This is a genomic window from Streptomyces sp. NBC_00390 (assembly GCF_036057275.1).
GTDB lineage: Bacteria > Actinomycetota > Actinomycetes > Streptomycetales > Streptomycetaceae > Streptomyces.
The window spans coordinates 7,312,433-7,327,743 of sequence record NZ_CP107945.1 but is presented as its reverse complement, the minus strand read 5'-3'; the positions used below and the strand labels follow the sequence as shown (position 1 = coordinate 7,327,743).

General features: G+C 71.0%; 15 protein-coding genes. 8 read left to right on the top strand and 7 right to left on the bottom strand.

Annotated features, from left to right (window positions below):
* Positions 1-75 precede the first annotated feature (75 nt).
* The 6 genes from OHS70_RS32505 (at position 76) to OHS70_RS32485 (ending at position 4,967) form a co-directional block, all read left to right on the top strand.
* Positions 76-1,161, top strand: a complete 1,086-nt coding sequence (locus OHS70_RS32505; protein ID WP_328403399.1) for a WD40/YVTN/BNR-like repeat-containing protein — start codon at positions 76-78, stop codon at positions 1,159-1,161.
* Between the two features lie 228 nt (positions 1,162-1,389).
* On the top strand, positions 1,390-1,782 hold the full coding sequence (locus OHS70_RS32500; protein ID WP_328403397.1) for a hypothetical protein: 393 nt from the start codon (positions 1,390-1,392) through the stop codon (positions 1,780-1,782).
* Between the two features lie 161 nt (positions 1,783-1,943).
* Positions 1,944-2,306, top strand: coding sequence for a transposase (locus tag OHS70_RS39165; protein ID WP_443062770.1), 363 nt, complete (start codon positions 1,944-1,946; stop codon positions 2,304-2,306).
* Positions 2,288-2,965: a uracil-DNA glycosylase gene (locus tag OHS70_RS32495; protein ID WP_328403395.1), complete on the top strand. Its 678-nt coding sequence runs from the start codon at positions 2,288-2,290 to the stop codon at positions 2,963-2,965. The genes OHS70_RS39165 and OHS70_RS32495 overlap by 19 nt, the downstream gene beginning before the upstream one ends.
* Positions 2,962-3,951 carry an N-acetylglucosamine kinase gene (locus OHS70_RS32490; RefSeq protein WP_328403393.1) on the top strand — a complete coding sequence of 330 codons (990 nt, stop codon included), beginning with the start codon at positions 2,962-2,964 and terminating at the stop codon, positions 3,949-3,951. Before OHS70_RS32495 ends, OHS70_RS32490 begins: the two co-directional genes overlap by 4 nt.
* A 95-nt stretch (positions 3,952-4,046) precedes the next feature.
* Positions 4,047-4,967, top strand: coding sequence for a sirohydrochlorin chelatase (locus tag OHS70_RS32485; RefSeq protein ID WP_328403391.1), 921 nt, complete (start codon positions 4,047-4,049; stop codon positions 4,965-4,967).
* Between the two features lie 530 nt (positions 4,968-5,497).
* Here the strand turns inward: OHS70_RS32485 and OHS70_RS32480 are convergent.
* The 3 genes from OHS70_RS32480 to OHS70_RS32470 form a co-directional block, all read right to left on the bottom strand.
* Entirely contained in the window at positions 5,498-6,550 is a 1,053-nt protein-coding gene (locus OHS70_RS32480) for a lactonase family protein (RefSeq protein ID WP_328403389.1), read from the bottom strand.
* Positions 6,551-6,626: 76 nt separating this feature from the next.
* On the bottom strand, positions 6,627-7,745 hold the full coding sequence (locus tag OHS70_RS32475) for a nitric oxide synthase oxygenase (protein WP_328403387.1): 1,119 nt from the start codon (positions 7,743-7,745) through the stop codon (positions 6,627-6,629).
* A gap of 308 nt (positions 7,746-8,053) precedes the next feature.
* Positions 8,054-9,562 carry an FUSC family protein gene (locus OHS70_RS32470; protein ID WP_328406064.1) on the bottom strand — a complete coding sequence of 503 codons (1,509 nt, stop codon included), beginning with the start codon at positions 9,560-9,562 and terminating at the stop codon, positions 8,054-8,056.
* A 439-nt stretch (positions 9,563-10,001) separates the two neighbouring features.
* On the opposite strand from OHS70_RS32470, the gene OHS70_RS32465 reads away from it, so the two are divergent.
* Positions 10,002-10,484: an Lrp/AsnC family transcriptional regulator gene (locus OHS70_RS32465; RefSeq protein WP_328403385.1), complete on the top strand. Its 483-nt coding sequence runs from the start codon at positions 10,002-10,004 to the stop codon at positions 10,482-10,484.
* 115 nt (positions 10,485-10,599) lie between these two features.
* Here OHS70_RS32465 and OHS70_RS32460 read toward each other — a convergent pair whose 3' ends face one another.
* From OHS70_RS32460 to OHS70_RS32445, 4 genes are all read right to left on the bottom strand, one after another.
* On the bottom strand, positions 10,600-11,292 hold the full coding sequence (locus tag OHS70_RS32460; protein WP_328403383.1) for a class F sortase: 693 nt from the start codon (positions 11,290-11,292) through the stop codon (positions 10,600-10,602).
* A gap of 129 nt (positions 11,293-11,421) precedes the next feature.
* Positions 11,422-12,453 (bottom strand): hypothetical protein, encoded by a 1,032-nt coding sequence (locus OHS70_RS32455; protein WP_328403381.1) that lies wholly within the window; start codon positions 12,451-12,453, stop codon positions 11,422-11,424.
* 289 nt (positions 12,454-12,742) lie between these two features.
* Positions 12,743-13,957, bottom strand: a complete 1,215-nt coding sequence (locus tag OHS70_RS32450; protein ID WP_328403379.1) for a helix-turn-helix domain-containing protein — start codon at positions 13,955-13,957, stop codon at positions 12,743-12,745.
* Positions 13,954-14,106: a hypothetical protein gene (locus tag OHS70_RS32445; protein WP_328403377.1), complete on the bottom strand. Its 153-nt coding sequence runs from the start codon at positions 14,104-14,106 to the stop codon at positions 13,954-13,956. Before OHS70_RS32445 ends, OHS70_RS32450 begins: the two co-directional genes overlap by 4 nt.
* Positions 14,107-14,290: 184 nt before the next feature.
* Here OHS70_RS32445 and OHS70_RS32440 point away from each other — a divergent pair, with 184 nt between their 5' ends.
* On the top strand, positions 14,291-15,274 hold the full coding sequence (locus OHS70_RS32440) for a DUF3068 domain-containing protein (RefSeq protein ID WP_328403375.1): 984 nt from the start codon (positions 14,291-14,293) through the stop codon (positions 15,272-15,274).
* Positions 15,275-15,311 lie beyond the last annotated feature (37 nt).

Genomic DNA, 15,311 nt, shown 5'->3' with positions numbered 1-15,311 from the left:
GCCCGCAGGCCGCTGTCAGTGGCCGGGTGCAGACTGGCCCGTATCCAGACACCGGCGTCCTGGAGGCATGAGGCCATGACTGACGTACTTCTCACCGTGGGCACGCGCAAGGGGCTCTTCATCGGCCGCAGGAGCGGCGGCGCATGGGAGTTCGACGGCCCGCATTTCAATGCGCAGGCCATCTATTCGATCGGTATCGACACCCGCAGGACCGTGCCCCGGCTGCTGGTCGGCGGCGACAGCACGCACTGGGGTCCGTCCGTGTTCCACTCCGACGACCTCGGCACGACATGGGTCGAGCCCGGGAAGCCCGCGGTCAAGTTCCCCAAGGACACCGGCGCCTCTCTGGAGCGGGTCTGGCAGCTGCATCCCGGCCCCGATGCCACACCCGACGTGGTCTACGCAGGCACCGAGCCCGCCGCGCTGTTCCGGTCCGAGGACGGCGGCGAGAGCTTCGAACTCGTACGGCCGCTGTGGGAGCACCCCACCCGCTCGCAGTGGGTGCCGGGCGGCGGCGGTGAGGCGGTGCACACGGTGGTGACGGACCGCAGGGACCCCGACTCCGTCACTGTCGCCGTGTCGACGGCCGGCGTCTTCCGCTCCCGGGACGGCGGGGCCAGCTGGGCGCCGTCCAATCACGGGGTCTCGGCGGTCTTCCTGCCCGACCCCGACCCGGAGTTCGGGCAGTGTGTCCACAAGATCGCGCAGGATGCGGGCGATCTGGACCGGCTCTACCTGCAGAACCACTGGGGCGTGTACCGCAGCGACGACGCGGGAGCGAACTGGACGGACATCGGGGAGGGCCTGCCGTCCGACTTCGGCTTCGCGGTGACCGCCCATCCGCACCGCACGAACACCGCGTACGTCTTCCCGATCACGGCGGACGCGGACCGTGTCCCGGCCGGGCGCCGCTGCCGCGTCTACCGCACCACGGACGCGGGCGGCAGCTGGGAGGCGCTGTCGCACGGGCTGCCCGAGGGCGACCATTTCGGGACGGTGCTGCGGGACGCCATGTGCACGGACGATGCGGACCCGGCAGGCGTGTACTTCGGCAATCGCAACGGCGAGGTGTACGCGAGCGCGGACGACGGGGACAGCTGGCAGCAGCTCGCCTCTCATCTGCCCGACGTGCTGTGCGTGCGGGCGGCGGTGTTGCGCTGAACACGGGCGGTGCGGGGGTGTCCCAAGTGGAAGCACTGTTCCGCAGGCCTTGCCGTCCTCGGCCGGACACACGACTCGCTGGTCGGGGCCCCAAGGGGGATGACTTCGGGAGAGTCGGGGCCGACACCTGCCCCCGAGGCCAGAAAGGTCTTGCAGCCCCAGCGAAATTCGTCGGTGGGCTGCCTCCGGCCCCTCCCCACCGCCCCCAGCGGCTCCACCGCCCTGCTCATGTCCCCCAAGCCAAAGAGCATGCCCGCCGCGCGCATGCTCGCCGAGAACTACGTCTTCCTTGTGCGACCGCCTGCGGTCCTGGAGGTCTTCGACCGTATGGTCCGGGCCTGGCGGTCTGCCCGGGCACGCACCATCACCGTGCTGAGCATCGCCGAACTCGCCGAAATCTTCCGGGCCGAAGACGCACTGCCGTCACAATGGCTGCCGCTCCTGGAAGCCATCCCCGTCAAACAGTGGTGCCAGTTCACCGCTGCCACCTGCGAGCCCCGGGACCAAGCCATGCCCGAGGTCCGCATGGATTGGGCCGTCAACACCGAGCACGACCAAGGCGCGTACAGCCGCCTGCTGCACATCCTGTTTTCGCCTCGGAGTGACAGACCGGCCGCATAGGATGCGGCAGACATAAGTGATCCCGACGGTGCAGCAACACCGCCGGGATCGTCTGCCAGTCGTGAAGGGACTGACGTGACCAACACTCTCACAGTGGCGACAGAAGTAGCACGCCAAGCAGTGCGCCCCGGTCAAATCCGCGCCGTTGCCTACCTCCGGGTATCCACCGAGGAGCAGGCCAAGGGCTACGGCATCGCCTACACGGATCGCGCCCGGGTCGCTCGTCAACGGACCCCCGGCAGACGCTTGAGGCGATCCTGCACAAGGCCCGTACGGGCTGCACGTGGCGCAATCTCCCTGCCCAGTACGGCCCCTTCGGCTCCATTGCTTCAGCGTTCATCCGCTGGCACCGCTCAGGCTTGTGGGACCGGGCAATGGAAGCGCTGGAAGGGGTGCCCGGGACGCCGCTTCCGGGCGAGATCCACTTGCCTGCCTTGCAGGTGGAAGGGCGCCTTGACCCAAGGCTGCTCATTGGCACACAAGTGACACCTGGAGACAGCCGCTCGTGGCACCACGACCATTGAGAGAAATCGTCGAGCCCGGATGGGCCGAAGCCCTGGCTCCCGTGGCCGAACGCATCGCAGCGATGGGCGACTTCCTGCGTGCGGAGATCGCCGCGGGCCGCACCTATCTGCCGGCCGGACCTCATGTGCTGCGCGCATTCCAGCAGCCGTTCGACGAGGTGCGTGTCCTGATCGTGGGGCAGGACCCCTACCCCACACCAGGGCATGCGATGGGACTGAGTTTCTCGGTCGCGCCCGAGGTGCGGCCGTGGCCGCCGAGCCTGGACAACATCTTCCGGGAGATGAACGCGGATCTGGGACATCCCCGTCCCGCCAACGGGGATCTCACCCCCTGGGCCGGACAGGGCGTGCTGCTCCTCAACAGGGCGCTCACGACCGCGCCCCGCAAGACCGGCGGGCACCGTGGCAAGGGGTGGGAGGAGGTCACGGAGCAGACGATCCGGGCGCTGGTCGCCCGGGGCAAACCTCTGGTGTCCGTGCTGTGGGGCCGCGATGCCCGCAATCTGCGGCCGCTGCTGGGCGATCTGCCGGCGATCGAATCCGCGCACCCCTCCCCCATGTCCGCGGACCGCGGCTTCTTCGGCTCGCGCCCGTTCAGCCGTGCCAACGACCTGCTGCTGCGCCAGGGCGCCGAGCCGGTCGACTGGCGGCTTCCGTGAGCTGGGTGCTCGGGGTCGATTCGGGCGGCTCCGGCCTGCGGGTGGCACTCGCCGACGTGAAGGACCCGCAGCGCGTCGAGACCGTCGTGTCGCGTACGCCGGTGCGTACGGGCCCTGGTGGGATCGACGCCGGGCACCTGCTCGAGGAACTGCTGCCGATGGCGCGCGGCCTGCTGGAGCGCGCGGGTACGGGAAAAGACGCACCGGCTGCGATGGTGATCGGCGCCGCGGGCATGGCGACGCTCGGTGCCGGCTTGCGGGCCGAGCTGCCAGTCGCGCTGCGTGGTGCGCTCGGGGTCCGGCGTCTGGGCCTCGCCACCGACGCTGTGACGGCGTACGCGGGCGCTCTCGGCCAGTCTCCGGGTGCCGTGGTCGCCGCGGGCACCGGCATGGTCGCACTGGGGACGGATCTGGCTGTCTGGCACCGTGCCGACGGCTGGGGCCATCTGCTGGGCGACTGCGGCGGCGGCGCGTGGATCGGCCGGGCGGGTCTGGAGGCGGCGTTGCGCGCCCACGACGGGCGGCGGGGCGGCTCGCCGGCGCTGCTGGCCCGGATGGAGTCGGTGTTCGGGCCGGCGGCTCAGCTGCCGGGGCTGCTGTATCCACGCACCGACCGGCCCGCGATACTCGCCTCGTTCGCCCCCGAGGTCGCGGAGTGCGCGGGCGAGGATCCGGTGTCCGCCGGCATCCTTGCGCGGGCCGCCGGACATGTCGCGGAGGCCGCCGCTGCCGTGTGTCCACCCCCGGGCCAAGTGCCCGGCGGCTGTGAAGTCGCGCTCACGGGTGGGCTGTTGAAGCTCGGCGAGCCGCTGCTCGCTCCGCTGCGGGCCGAGCTGGCAGCCCAACTTCCTTATGCGCGGCCGGTGTCGGCAGCGGGTGATCCGCTCTCCGGCGCCCTGCTGCTCGCCACCGCACTCGCCTCGGACGGGCTGCGGCTGCCGTCGCATCCGACGATGCTGTCCGTCCCGGCAGAGCCGGCGGACTGAGACGTACCGCATCCACGGGATAAATATGGACAGATGACACGTGACCGCCCCCTCCCCGAACAGTCCCGCCGGCAAAACCAGTAGCATGCGGCGCCATGAGCTCCCCCACTGGGCCGGCACCCGGCCTGCCTGTACGAATGCCGCGACCCCGCCAGTCCGGTCGGCACCGCCGACCGGAACCCGTGGCGGCACCTGAGGGTGCGCCCGTGCTCGTGCTCGCCGTGCCCGGCGCGGCCGCGCCCGCCACGCGCAGCCTGGCCGAAGAGGTTGTCAGCATCGCGCGGTCCGAGCTGCCCGGCCTCGAGGTCGGCATCGGCTACCTCGACGGCGACGATGCCGAGTACCCCACGCTCCAGTCCGTGCTGGCGCACACCGCCGCCCGGCGCACCGAGCGGTTCGAGATCGCCAAGGCGGCAGGCCGGGAGGTGGCCGAGCCCGAGGGTCCCGCCGCCGTCGTGGTGCCGCTGCTGGCCGGCCCGGACAACGCGACGATGCGCCGTATCCGTCAGGCGGTCATGGACAGCCGTGCCACCGCCGAGCTGACCGATGTCCTCGGCCCGCACCCGCTGCTCGCCGAGGCGCTGCATGTGCGCCTCTCCGAGGCCGGTCTGGCCCGCGCGGACCGTGCCCGCCTGTTCACCGTGGCCACCGCTGCCGACGGCATCATCCTGGCCACGGTCGGCGGCGAGGAGGCGGTCCAGGCCGCAGGGATCACCGGAATGCTGCTGGCCGCGCGTCTGGCGGTGCCGGTGATGGCCGCCGCGCTCGACCAGGAGGGCGCCGTGCGCGCGATCGCCGAGCAGCTGCGCGGCTCGGGCTCGGCCCAGCTGGCGCTCGCGCCGTACCTGGTCGGCCCCGAGGTCCCCGAGGGGCTGCTGGACGCCGCCTCCAAGGAGGCGGGCTGCGCGGCCGCCGAGGCGCTGGGCGCGTACCCGGCGATCGGCAAGCTGGTGCTGGCGCAGTACTCGACGGCACTCGGCATCGCGCCGCAGCCGCACGGCGGCCAGCAGCGCTGACGCCGGCAGATGCACGAAGGGGCCCTGGCCGGCCGGCGGAACACGGCCCGGGCCCTTCGCGCTGCTGCGGCAGCTCCGCGGACCCCTGCCGCACACGGCGCAGGGGCGTGTCCGACACATGGCGCCGTCCGTCCGCAGGGCGGGGTGCGCGGCGTCCGGTGCGTGCAGTCGCAGGGCGGTGGGGGTACCGCCCGGCCGGAGGCCGGGGGAGGTCGTCCTCGTACTGGACGTACTCGCACGACTCCGGCAACGCAGCTGGGGGTACCCCAGGCGAAGCTCCGGGGGAGTGCGTGCCGGGTGTCGCGCGCCAGACGGGATGCGTCGGACACGGCCTGGCGGCGCGGAGCAACCACGAGCGGCGCGGAGCAACCACGAGCGGCGCGGAGCACCACGGACACCCTTGCGGGAGCCACGTGACAGCCGGCACGCGCGGCCTGGATACCCGGGCGCACCCCGCGGCCGAGGACTGCCGTGCAGGCCGGGGACCCGCGGGTTCACAGGCCGGGCCGTCCAGCGAGCGGCCCCTGCCGTCAGACGAAGATCACGCGGGATGCGGCGGGCACGGCCAGCGAGCCGGCACGGTGGGGAATGCCGGTGGCTGGGTCGAGGTCGAACCACGTGACGTCGCCCGAGCGCTCGTTCGCCGCATACAGCCGGGTGCCCGCCGGGTCCAGGGTCAGATCACGCGGCCAGTGGCCCCCGCACGGCACCGAGGCGACCGCCTCCGCCTTCTCCCCGGTCTCGTCGAGTGCGAGGACGGCGATGGTGTCAGTACCGCGTACCGCCGCCCACAGGTGGCGGCCGTCGTGCGAGACGACCGGCGCCGAGGGGTAGGCGGGGCCGTCGGAGCTGTCCGGGAACAGCCGCCGCTCCCCCACGGGCTCGAGCGCCCCGCCCGCCGCGTCCCAGCGGCACAGGGTCACCGTCGGTTCGAGTTCGCCGAGCACATAGGCGTGGCGCCCGGCGGGATGGAAGGCGAGATGCCTCGGGCCGGTGCCGGGCGGCAGCGCGGTCTCGCCGTGCAGCGTCAGCTCTCCCCGCTCGGCGTCGAGTGAGCAGATGCGCACCGAGTCGGTGCCCAGGTCGACGCTGAGCACCCACCGCCCCGACGGGTCGGGCAGTACCTGGTGGGCGTGCGGGGCGAGCTGGCGGGCCGGGTCGGGGCCCGTACCCTCGTGGCGCAGTACGGCGCTCGCGGGCAACGGGGTGCCGTCTGCGGCGAGCGGCAGCACGGTGACACTCCCGGAGCCGTAGTTGGCGGTCAGCAGGTGACCGCCGGCCACCGCGAGATGCGTCGGTGCGTCCCCGCACACGGCCACGGGTGCGCAGATCGGGCGCGGCAGCGGCCCCGCGATGTCGTAGGCGGCCACCGTCCCCTGTGCCGTCTCGGAGACCGCGTAGAGGACCGGGCCGCCCTCTGCCGTGGGCCCGGCGGCGAGATACGACGGGTCGGGGACGGCATCGCCTGCCCCGGTCTCGGTCAGTGCTCCCGTCCGTGGATCCACCTCGGCCGCGACGATACCCCGCCCGCCCGCCGAGGTGAACGACCCGATGAAGGCCCGCCCCGCACCTCTGTCGCCCACAGCGTCCTCCCCTTCGCCCGCGCCAGATGCGCGCGCACGAAGCCCGACGGTAGCAGGCGGTCTAGACCAAATTGGATCACAGGTCGAACTCGCCGCGGGCGCGGGCAGCCGCCTCGGGGTGGTGGACGTAGGCCGGACGCGACTCGGCGGTGTCGTACGTCCGGTGGAAGACGGGGGTCGCCGAGCCCGAGATCGGCGGCACGATCCACGACCAGTCCGCCCCCACGCCGCGGCCGTGCCTTCCCTCCCGGTCGATATGGGTCAGGAAGCGGCGCGATTCGGTGTGGTGGTCGGTGACCGTGACGCCCGCGCGGTCGAAGGAGTGCAGCACCGCACGGTTCAGCTCCACGAGCGCGCGGTCCTTCCACAGGGAACGGTCGCTCGCCGTGTCGAGGCCGAGGTGATCGGCGACACGGGGCAGCAGGTCGTAGCGGTCGGTGTCGGCAAGGTTGCGGGCTCCGATCTCGGTGCCCATGTACCAGCCGTTGAACGGGGCTGCCTGATAGCAGACTCCCCCGATCTCCAGGCACATGTTGGCGATGGCGGGCACGGCGTGCCATCGCAGCCCGAGGCCTTCGCACCAGCTCTCCTCCGGGTGCTGCAGCTGCACTTCCATGACGGAATCGGGCGGCAGCTCGAACAGCCGCGGCTTGCCGTCGCCGTCCTCGATGACCAGAGGCAGCAGATCGAAGGGGGTACCGGGCCCGCCCGGCCAGCCGAGCCGGAGGGCGAGGTCGGTGAGTCCGGCGTTGCGCGGGTCGCCGACGACGGACCCGGGCTCGGTGCCCGTACCGGGGCCGCCGGCGTAGCCCGCGTAGCGGACCAGCTGTTCGTTCCAGATACGGGGTCCCGGGCGGTCGGGGGCGTCCGGTGCGAAGACCGTGATCACAGGGCGGATCCGGCCGCCGTTGGTGGCCTGACGCAGATGCCCGACCGCTTCGGCCGCCACGCCGTCGGCGTCGGATATGTGCCGCCGGTCGCGTACCTGCAGCGAGCGCCAGTACAGGCGGCCTATGCAGCGGTTGCTGTTGCGCCAGGCGACGCGGGCACCGTGGGCGAGTTCGGCGGGGGTGTGGACGTAGGTGCCGGTCGCCTCGATCTCGGCCAGTACGGCGGCCGTCCGGACCTGCGGGTCCCCCGCCGCGGGGTTCTCGGCGTGGTGCAGCCGGATGAACTCCTCCGCCTCTGCCCGCAACCACGCAGGGTCCGCCGTCGCGGTGTGCGGAGCGGAGTGGGTGGCGGCTTCCGGGGCACGGTCCGGCGGGGCATGGCCGGCGGGGCACCGGGCAGCGGGCACGGACCCGTCCGCGACCCGATCGGACGCTGGGCTCGGGGTCAGCGCCCGGCGAAGGGCTCGAAGCAGGGACTTCCGCATGATGCCGCACCTCTGAGGTCCTGGGGGACAAACAGGATGCCGCTGTGGCTACCCTTCGCGCAGGCAGATCCACCCTCTGTATGCAGAGTAAAACCACCTCATACGCCATGTTCTGCGCATGTCGCTGGTCAGGCAGGCACCAGAGGGGCTCGCGGCGGAGTGCGAAGGGGCGCATCCAGCCCGGCGAGCGCCCTCTCCAATCCGTGCAGATGACTCAAGGCCGCCTCCGCGCCGGGGTGATGACGCGGGACGGACACGGGGACGACCTCCACCACCGTCGTGGCGGTCACCGGGCTCGGCGGCACGAGGGCGTGCACGGCCGCTTCCACCCGGGCGCACGCCGCCGCGAGGCGGGCATCGTGCGAGGCCTGCGGGTCCGCGGTGACCCCGGCCAGCCCGCGCACCTCGCGCGCGCAGTCGTCGAGCAGTGCGATGACCTGCCGGGCGCGCGCCTTGCGGGCCCGCAGCGGGCTGAGCGGGTGGACCAGCGGCGCGAGCGAGAGGCGTACCCGGCCCAGCAGCAGTTCCAGTTCGGCAGCGAGGGGTGCGGGGTCCGCGCTCTCGTCCCCGGCGAGCCGCCGGGCCGCCGCGGTGGTACAGCCGTGCACACAGCTCACCGCGCGCCGGATCCAGGCGTCGGTCGCGGCATGCGTGGTGACGGGCAGGATCAGCGCGACACCGAGAGCGGCGCCCAGCGCGCCGACCGCGGTCTCCTGGAAGCGCAGCAGGAGCAGCCCGGGATGGAGCACACCCAGCAGGCCGTAGAGCAGCCCGGCCATGACGGTCACGAAGAACATCATCCAGCTGTACGAGGGGGCCGCCGTGTAGAAGATCCCGAAAACACACACCGCGACGAGCACGGCGGTCGGGGCGGGGGCGCCCGCGACGGGAATCGCGATCAGCAGGCCGGCGGCGATGCCGGTGACCGTGCCGAGGACACGCCGGAAGCCGCGCACGAGCGTCTCGCCGCGCGACGCGGTGTTGACGAAGATCCACCAAGCCGTACCCACGGCCCAGTACCAGCGCTCGGGGGAGATGAGCTGCCCGACGGCCAGTGCCACGCCGCAGGCCGCCGTCGCCTGGAAGGCCTGCCGGGTGGTGAGCCGGGCCAGTCCGCGTCCCGGCAGCGGGGCAGGCTGCGCGGGCGGCGGCGTACGGCGCTCGATGCACCACAGCCCGAAGCGGACGGCCGATGAGGCCGCCAGGGCGAGCGCCACCGAGGCGTACAGCTCCGGCAGCTGGGCCGGCAGCGCCTGCAGGAACTGGGTGACGAAGAACATCATGAAGGCGAAGATCCCGAGCGCGTGCCCGCGTGGGCCCCAGCGCCTGGCGTAGACACCGCAGAAGATCACGGCCAGCCAGGCGGCGGCGCGCAGCAGCGGCTGCCCGTGGAGGGCGGTGGCGAGGGCGAGCACGGGAAAGCCGACGGCGGGAAGCAGTGCGGTGGTGCCGGCCTGGCGGCGCACGGTGGGGTCGGCCACGGTGAACAGTGCCAGAAGGGCCGCGAGGCCGCCCGTGACGGACGCGATCAAGGAGAGCCCGGCCATCTCGGCAGCGGCCACGGCGAGGCCGACCCCGAGTACGGCGCGCGCCGACACCCGCAGGCGCAGGCGGCCCGGGTCGGGCGCGCTGAACATCTTTTTCACGCCGGTCACACTCCACACGACGGTCGCCCCGCCCCCTTCCGATCGACGCGCCGTGCGGCGCTCCCCACGGCATGGCAAAGGCGCCGCGGGTCCGGTCCGGCTCCGTCGCCGGTCCGGCGCTGCGCAGCGCCTGTCTCCGAAAAGGAAAGCATCCTTCCGGTCAGTGGCTCAACCGGGACCGATCCTGCTGTGCCATTGGTACCGCAGGAGGCTGCGGATCAGGACCAAGGCAGGGCCAACGGACCACGACAGCCCGACCCGTCCGGTCCTGGCCCGATCCCGCCTCCCGATCGCATCCTCGGGACACTCCCGCCACAACGGCTCGGCGAGCGCAACGATGGCGAGACCACTGGCCCGACCGGAGGCACAGCCACTGGGCCATCGGTACAGTCGGAGAGAGCTCATCGGGACCAGGGAAGGCCGTCTGACCATGGCAGTGGACGCGCTCGACACCCGCATTCTGCGACTGCTGATCGAACAGCCGCGCACCAGCGTGCGCGAGTACGCCCGGATACTCGGCATCGCCCGCGGCACACTCCAGGCCAGAATCGACCGGATGGAGCGTGACGGGGTGATCACGGGCACGGGCCCGTATCTCTCCCCCGCCGCGCTCGGGCATCCGGTGCTCGCCTTCGTCCATATCGAGGTGACCCAGGGCCACTTGGACGAGGTGGGCGACGCGCTCGCGGCGGTGCCCGAGATCATCGAGGCGTTCTCGATCACGGGCGGCGGGGATCTGCTGACCCGGGTCGCCGCGCGGGACAACGGGCATCTCGAGGACGTCATCCAGCGGCTGATCAATCTGCCCGGCGTGGTGCGTACCCGCACGGAGATGGCGCTGCGTGAGCGGGTGCCGCACCGGCTCCTGCCGCTCGTGGAGTCGGTCGGCCGGGCGGCCGGACCATCGCGCTGAACCTGCGCTCGGCAGGCCTGCCGGCATGGGCACCGCACACACCACGTCGGTCAGAGGGCGCGCCCCGGACCGCCTGACGGCGGCCGGGGCACTGCGTAGGCCCGTTGACCGAGTGTCAGGCTCCGGCCCGCTTGACCTTGTCGAGATGGGCGAACACCACCACGTTGTCCGTGTAGCCGTTCTTCTTGTCGTACGAGCCGCCGCAGGTGAGCACACGCAGCTGCGGAGAAGCGGTGTCGGCGTACACGCGCTCGTTGGGGAAGTTCTTCTTCTCGAACGTCTCCACGGAGTCGACCTTGAACGTGGCGACGGAGCCGTCCGCGCGGGCGATGTCCACCGTGCTTCCCGGCTTGAGCGAGCTGAGTTCGAGGAACACGGCCGGTCCGGTCTTGGTGTCTACGTGGCCGGCCACGATCGCGGTGCCGCGCTCACCGGGGGTGACGCCCCCTTTGAACCAGCCGGCGAGGTTGCTGTCGTTCTCGGGTGGTGCGTCCAGCGCCCCGGACTTGCCGATGGACAGCTGGGTGAAGGGAGCGTCGACGTCGATCTCCGGGATCAGGATCCGCTTCGGCACGGACCGCGGCAGCAAAAGGGCGGGCGATGCGCTGGGCGCGGCACTCGTGGGTCCGGCGGGGGCAGGTGCGACGGAGGCGGCGGCCGCGGCGGCCGGAGGCTTGACCTGCCCGGAGGGGTTGAGGGAGTTGAAGACGAGGAGAAAGCCCAGCCCGACCGCTGCAGCGGGCCACAGCAGGGCGCGGCCGATGGAACGGGTGACGGGCGGTGTGGCGGGCGGCTGCTGAGCGGCCATGCGAGCGTGCCTTTCGGGTGAGGGGCGCGGGCGGGCGAACCGACTGGGGCGCAAATGCCAATGGCCGCGGCCACCGCCCGTGAGGGCGGCGGCCGCGACAGGAATCGGACTGATGGTGGAGGGATCCGATCAGGCCGCCGAAGCGCCCGAGCGACGGCGCATCCGGTAGGCGCCTACACCGAGACCGCCGATGAGGAGCGCCGAGCCTGCTGCCATGCCGCTGCCGGAGAGGGCAGTGCCACCGCCGCCGTAGTCGCCGCCACCGTTCGGCTTGTCGTGGTCGTCCTTCTTGTCCCCGTAGTCCTTGTCGTGGTCGTCCTTCTTGTCCTTCCAGGACTTGCCGTAGTCCTTGTCCTCGTCCTTCTTGTCGTCCTTCCAGGACTTGTCGTAGTCCTTCTTGTCCCCGTGGTCGTCCTTCTTGTCGTCGTCGTAGTCCTTCTTGTCCCCGTGGTCGTCCTTCTTGTCGTCGTCGTAGTCCTTGGCCACGAGGCCGGCAAGGGCACCGCCGCCGTAGTCGCCGCCACCGTTCGGCTTGTCGTGGTCGTCCTTCTTGTCCCCGTAGTCCTTGTCGTGGTCGTCCTTCTTGTCCCCGTGGTCGTCCTTCTTGTCGTAGTCCTTCTTGTCCCCGTGGTCGTCCTTCTTGTCGTAGTCCTTCTTGTCCCCGTGGTCGTCCTTCTTGTCCCCGTGGTCGTCCTTCTTGTCGTCGTCGTAGTCCTTGGTCACGAGGCCGGCAAGGGCACCGCCGCCGTAGTGGCCGCCACCGTTCGGCTTGTCGTGGTCGTCCTTCTTGTCCCCGTAGTCCTTGTCGTGGTCGTCCTTCTTGTCCCAGTCCTTCTTGTCGTAGTCCTTCTTGTCCCCGTGGTCGTCCTTCTTGTCGTAGTCCTTCTCTTCGTCCTTCTTGTCGTAGTCCTTCTCTTCGTCCTTCTTCTCGTAGTCCTTCTCTTCGTCCTTCTTGCCGTAGTCCTTCTCTTCGTCCTTCTTCTCTTCGTCCTTCTTCTCGTAGTCCTTCTCTTCGTCCTTCTTCTCGTAGTCGTGGCTGCTGGAGGAGGAGCTGTCCTTCTCCCAGTCATCGGCGGAGGCGATGGCGTATGCGGCCGGAGTCGTAATCGCAAGGACCGCGGTGACTGCGGCCGACGCGAGGAGGGTGCGGGCAGAGCGCATGGATGCACATTCCTTTCGCCGCGACTGCGGAGACCGACACTTCATCGGCTCATCGGATCGCAGGGGCGACATGATTCACCGTCAGCCCGATTCAGCCCGCGCACCACTCGAGAGACCGGCATTCGAGGGACGTCTTGGGCCCATGGAGTGAGAAGCGACGGATAGTCACCCGTTGGACGGCACGCCACGCCGAGTGGAGGTTTGGCCTGTCACCACACACTTGGGTGCACTGACCGTGCCCCAGCCACGGCTGCCCGGTCGCACCGCGGTACGTCCTCACGCCGCCCGGCTACAGCGCTCCCGTCACGTCCGACAGCCCGCCCCGCAGTCTCTGGGCGCGCAGCACGAGCAGCATCTCGAAGCGTCGGTCGGGATCGTCGATGACATCCCCCCACAGCTCCCGGATCTGGCGCAGCCGGTAGCGCGCCGTCTGCGGGTGGACCCCCAGGCGGTGTGCCACCTCGGGCGCCCCGCCCGCGGTCTCGATCCAGGCGAGGAGCGTCTCGGCCAGGCGCCGCGCCTGCACGGGGCCCGCACCCTCCAGCGGTGCCAGACAGCGCCGCGCCACCGCGTCGATCAGCTCCTCCGACGGCAGCAGCACGAGTTCTTCGGTGCGCTCGGTACAGTGCAGGACCTCACCGCCGGGCAGCAGGTCGTCCTCGATCAGCTGGACGGCCGCCTCGGCCCAGCGCAGCGACTTCGCAGCGGCTGCCAGCGGGACCGGCGGGCCTATGGCACCGGACCAGCCGGCCGTGGCCCGGCGCAGCATGTCCGAGCGGCCCGCGGTGTCCGGCTCAGGGATGACGATGCGGGGCTGCTCGCTCTCCATGTCGAGGAGGATGCCCTGGCCCACGGCCGGCGCGACGGCCTCCCTCGCGGGCCGCATGAGCACACCCACGGCGATGGTCGCGGGAAGCTCCCAGCCGATACGGGCGGCCCGCTCGGCCAGGGTGCCGACCGGGTCGGTGCGGTGTTCCACGAGCAGGAGGTCGATCAGCTGCCTCTGAAGACGAAGGCGTTCGCTCGCCCGGCGGGCCGCGGACTCGGCGTAGCCCCGGACCGACTGTTCCACCAGCCCGTCCAGATATTCGAATCCCGATTCTGCGAGTTCGTACATGGCGGGGGCGGCGATGTCGACCTGCTGACCGATCTCGGCGAACCGACGCCAGGCGAGCCGGACACCGAGCCGGTAGATGGCCTGGAGCGAGTCGAGGCTGCGCCCGCTCACGCCTTCGCCCCGGCCGAACTCCTGGAAGACCTCGGTCGGCACCCGTGGCTTGCCGGTCCCCGACGTGAGGTTGTGGACGAAGCCCTCGATGGCGCGATGGATCCCGACGAGCGCCATGGGTTCGCCGGACTCGTCCTCCACGAGTTTGAGATGCGGGTACTCGTGGCGTATCTCGCGGAGGATCTCCTGAGCCAGGCCGCCGGCACCGGCCAGCGCCAGGGAGGCGAACTGCTCGACCTGCGGCTGTGGCACCTCGCGCCAGGCGGGGCGTGTCATCGGGACGGCTGTGCGGTGTCGTAGCTGATCAACGGGACGTTCGGCTGGTCCGGGGTGGCGTCGAGCAATGCCACGATCCCGAAGGCCGTGCCCACGGCCAGCACGGCGGCGATCGCTGCGGTGGCCACGGCTGCGAACAGTCTGCGCATAGTCGGGTCAGCTCCTCGCTGGAGACGATCCCCACCCCGGCAGCCGGCCCCACCGGCTGAACGCACAGTGTTGACAGTACATTGACATTTCGTCAAGTAGCCGCCTACTGTCGTGGCGCTTGAGGGCTGACCGGCCCGGGTCCGTGCGTCTCCAGACGAAGTTCTTCGACTCAGGAGTGCCCGGATGCGCCGTACCGCTGCACCGTCGTCCCTTTTCCTGCTGGGAGCAGGCGTCTTCCTGCTCGTCCTGGCTCCCCTTCTTGCGTGGTACGTCCAGCCGCAGGCCGAGCGCACACCCATCGACGTCGACACCACCACGGTCTTCACGGGGACCGGGAGCTACTTCGACACCTCCAAGGTCAAGACCGTGCACGGCAGGACCATCACGGTGACCCGTCAGGTGCGGGGTGACGTGGCCGACAGCGAGAAGAGCGGTTACGCGGTCTGGGACGTGTCCACCTCCGTCGACAGCGACAGCACCCTGCCCGCCTCCGACACACGGGACTCCCTGCAGTGGACGCTGGAGCGCTGGGTGACGGACCGCGCCAGCAATGAGCCGGTGCACTGCTGCCGGGAGACGCCGGTCTTCGACGGAGAGGCGTACCTGAAGTTCCCCTTCGATGTGGAGCGGCGCTCCTACCGCTGGTGGGACAGCACGCTCGGCGGGGTGGTGCAACTCCGCTTCGCCGGAAGCAAGAAGGTGCAGGGGTACGCGGGCTACCGTTTCACCGGCACCGTGCCGCCGACCAGGACGGGGGTGCGCCAGGTACCGGGACGGCTAGTCGGGAAGCCGAGGACCCCGCAGATACTCGCCGAGGAGTGGTACGCCAACAGCGGGATCGACCTGGTCGTGGACCGGCGTACCGGCCGTATCATCTACGCGGCCATCGGGCCGAGGAAGACCCTGCGCGCGCCTGGGGCGGACAAGGACGCGGTGGTCCTCCTGGAGAGCAAGCGGATCGCGTTCACGCCCGCGACGCAGCGCCGGCAGGTCGATCTCGCCTCCGCGGACAGCAGGCAGCTCGCCCTGCTCGGCAAGACCGTTCCCGTGGGCGCGGCCGCGGCAGGAGGGGTGCTCGCTCTGGCGGGCGGTGTGCTGGTGGCGCGAGGGCGCCGTCCGGACCCGGCTCGTCCGCATGCTCACTTGATGACGAGTCAGGGCGTCTGAGGTCGCCAGAAGTTGTCATACCTGTGAGTAGCCGCGC

What these genes read in the sequence shown, in the direction of transcription:
- OHS70_RS32505 (WP_328403399.1), top strand. Translation starts at nt 76, where the DNA reads ATGACTGACGTACTTCTCACCGTGGGCACGCGCAAGGGGCTCTTCATC.
- OHS70_RS32500 (WP_328403397.1), top strand. Translation starts at nt 1,390, where the DNA reads ATGTCCCCCAAGCCAAAGAGCATGCCCGCCGCGCGCATGCTCGCCGAG.
- OHS70_RS32485 (WP_328403391.1), top strand. Translation starts at nt 4,047, where the DNA reads ATGAGCTCCCCCACTGGGCCGGCACCCGGCCTGCCTGTACGAATGCCG.
- OHS70_RS32470 (WP_328406064.1), bottom strand. Translation starts at nt 9,562, where the DNA reads ATGTTCAGCGCGCCCGACCCGGGCCGCCTGCGCCTGCGGGTGTCGGCG.
- OHS70_RS32465 (WP_328403385.1), top strand. Translation starts at nt 10,002, where the DNA reads ATGGCAGTGGACGCGCTCGACACCCGCATTCTGCGACTGCTGATCGAA.
- OHS70_RS32460 (WP_328403383.1), bottom strand. Translation starts at nt 11,292, where the DNA reads ATGGCCGCTCAGCAGCCGCCCGCCACACCGCCCGTCACCCGTTCCATC.
- OHS70_RS32455 (WP_328403381.1), bottom strand. Translation starts at nt 12,453, where the DNA reads ATGCGCTCTGCCCGCACCCTCCTCGCGTCGGCCGCAGTCACCGCGGTC.
- OHS70_RS32450 (WP_328403379.1), bottom strand. Translation starts at nt 13,957, where the DNA reads ATGACACGCCCCGCCTGGCGCGAGGTGCCACAGCCGCAGGTCGAGCAG.
- OHS70_RS32445 (WP_328403377.1), bottom strand. Translation starts at nt 14,106, where the DNA reads ATGCGCAGACTGTTCGCAGCCGTGGCCACCGCAGCGATCGCCGCCGTG.
- OHS70_RS32440 (WP_328403375.1), top strand. Translation starts at nt 14,291, where the DNA reads ATGCGCCGTACCGCTGCACCGTCGTCCCTTTTCCTGCTGGGAGCAGGC.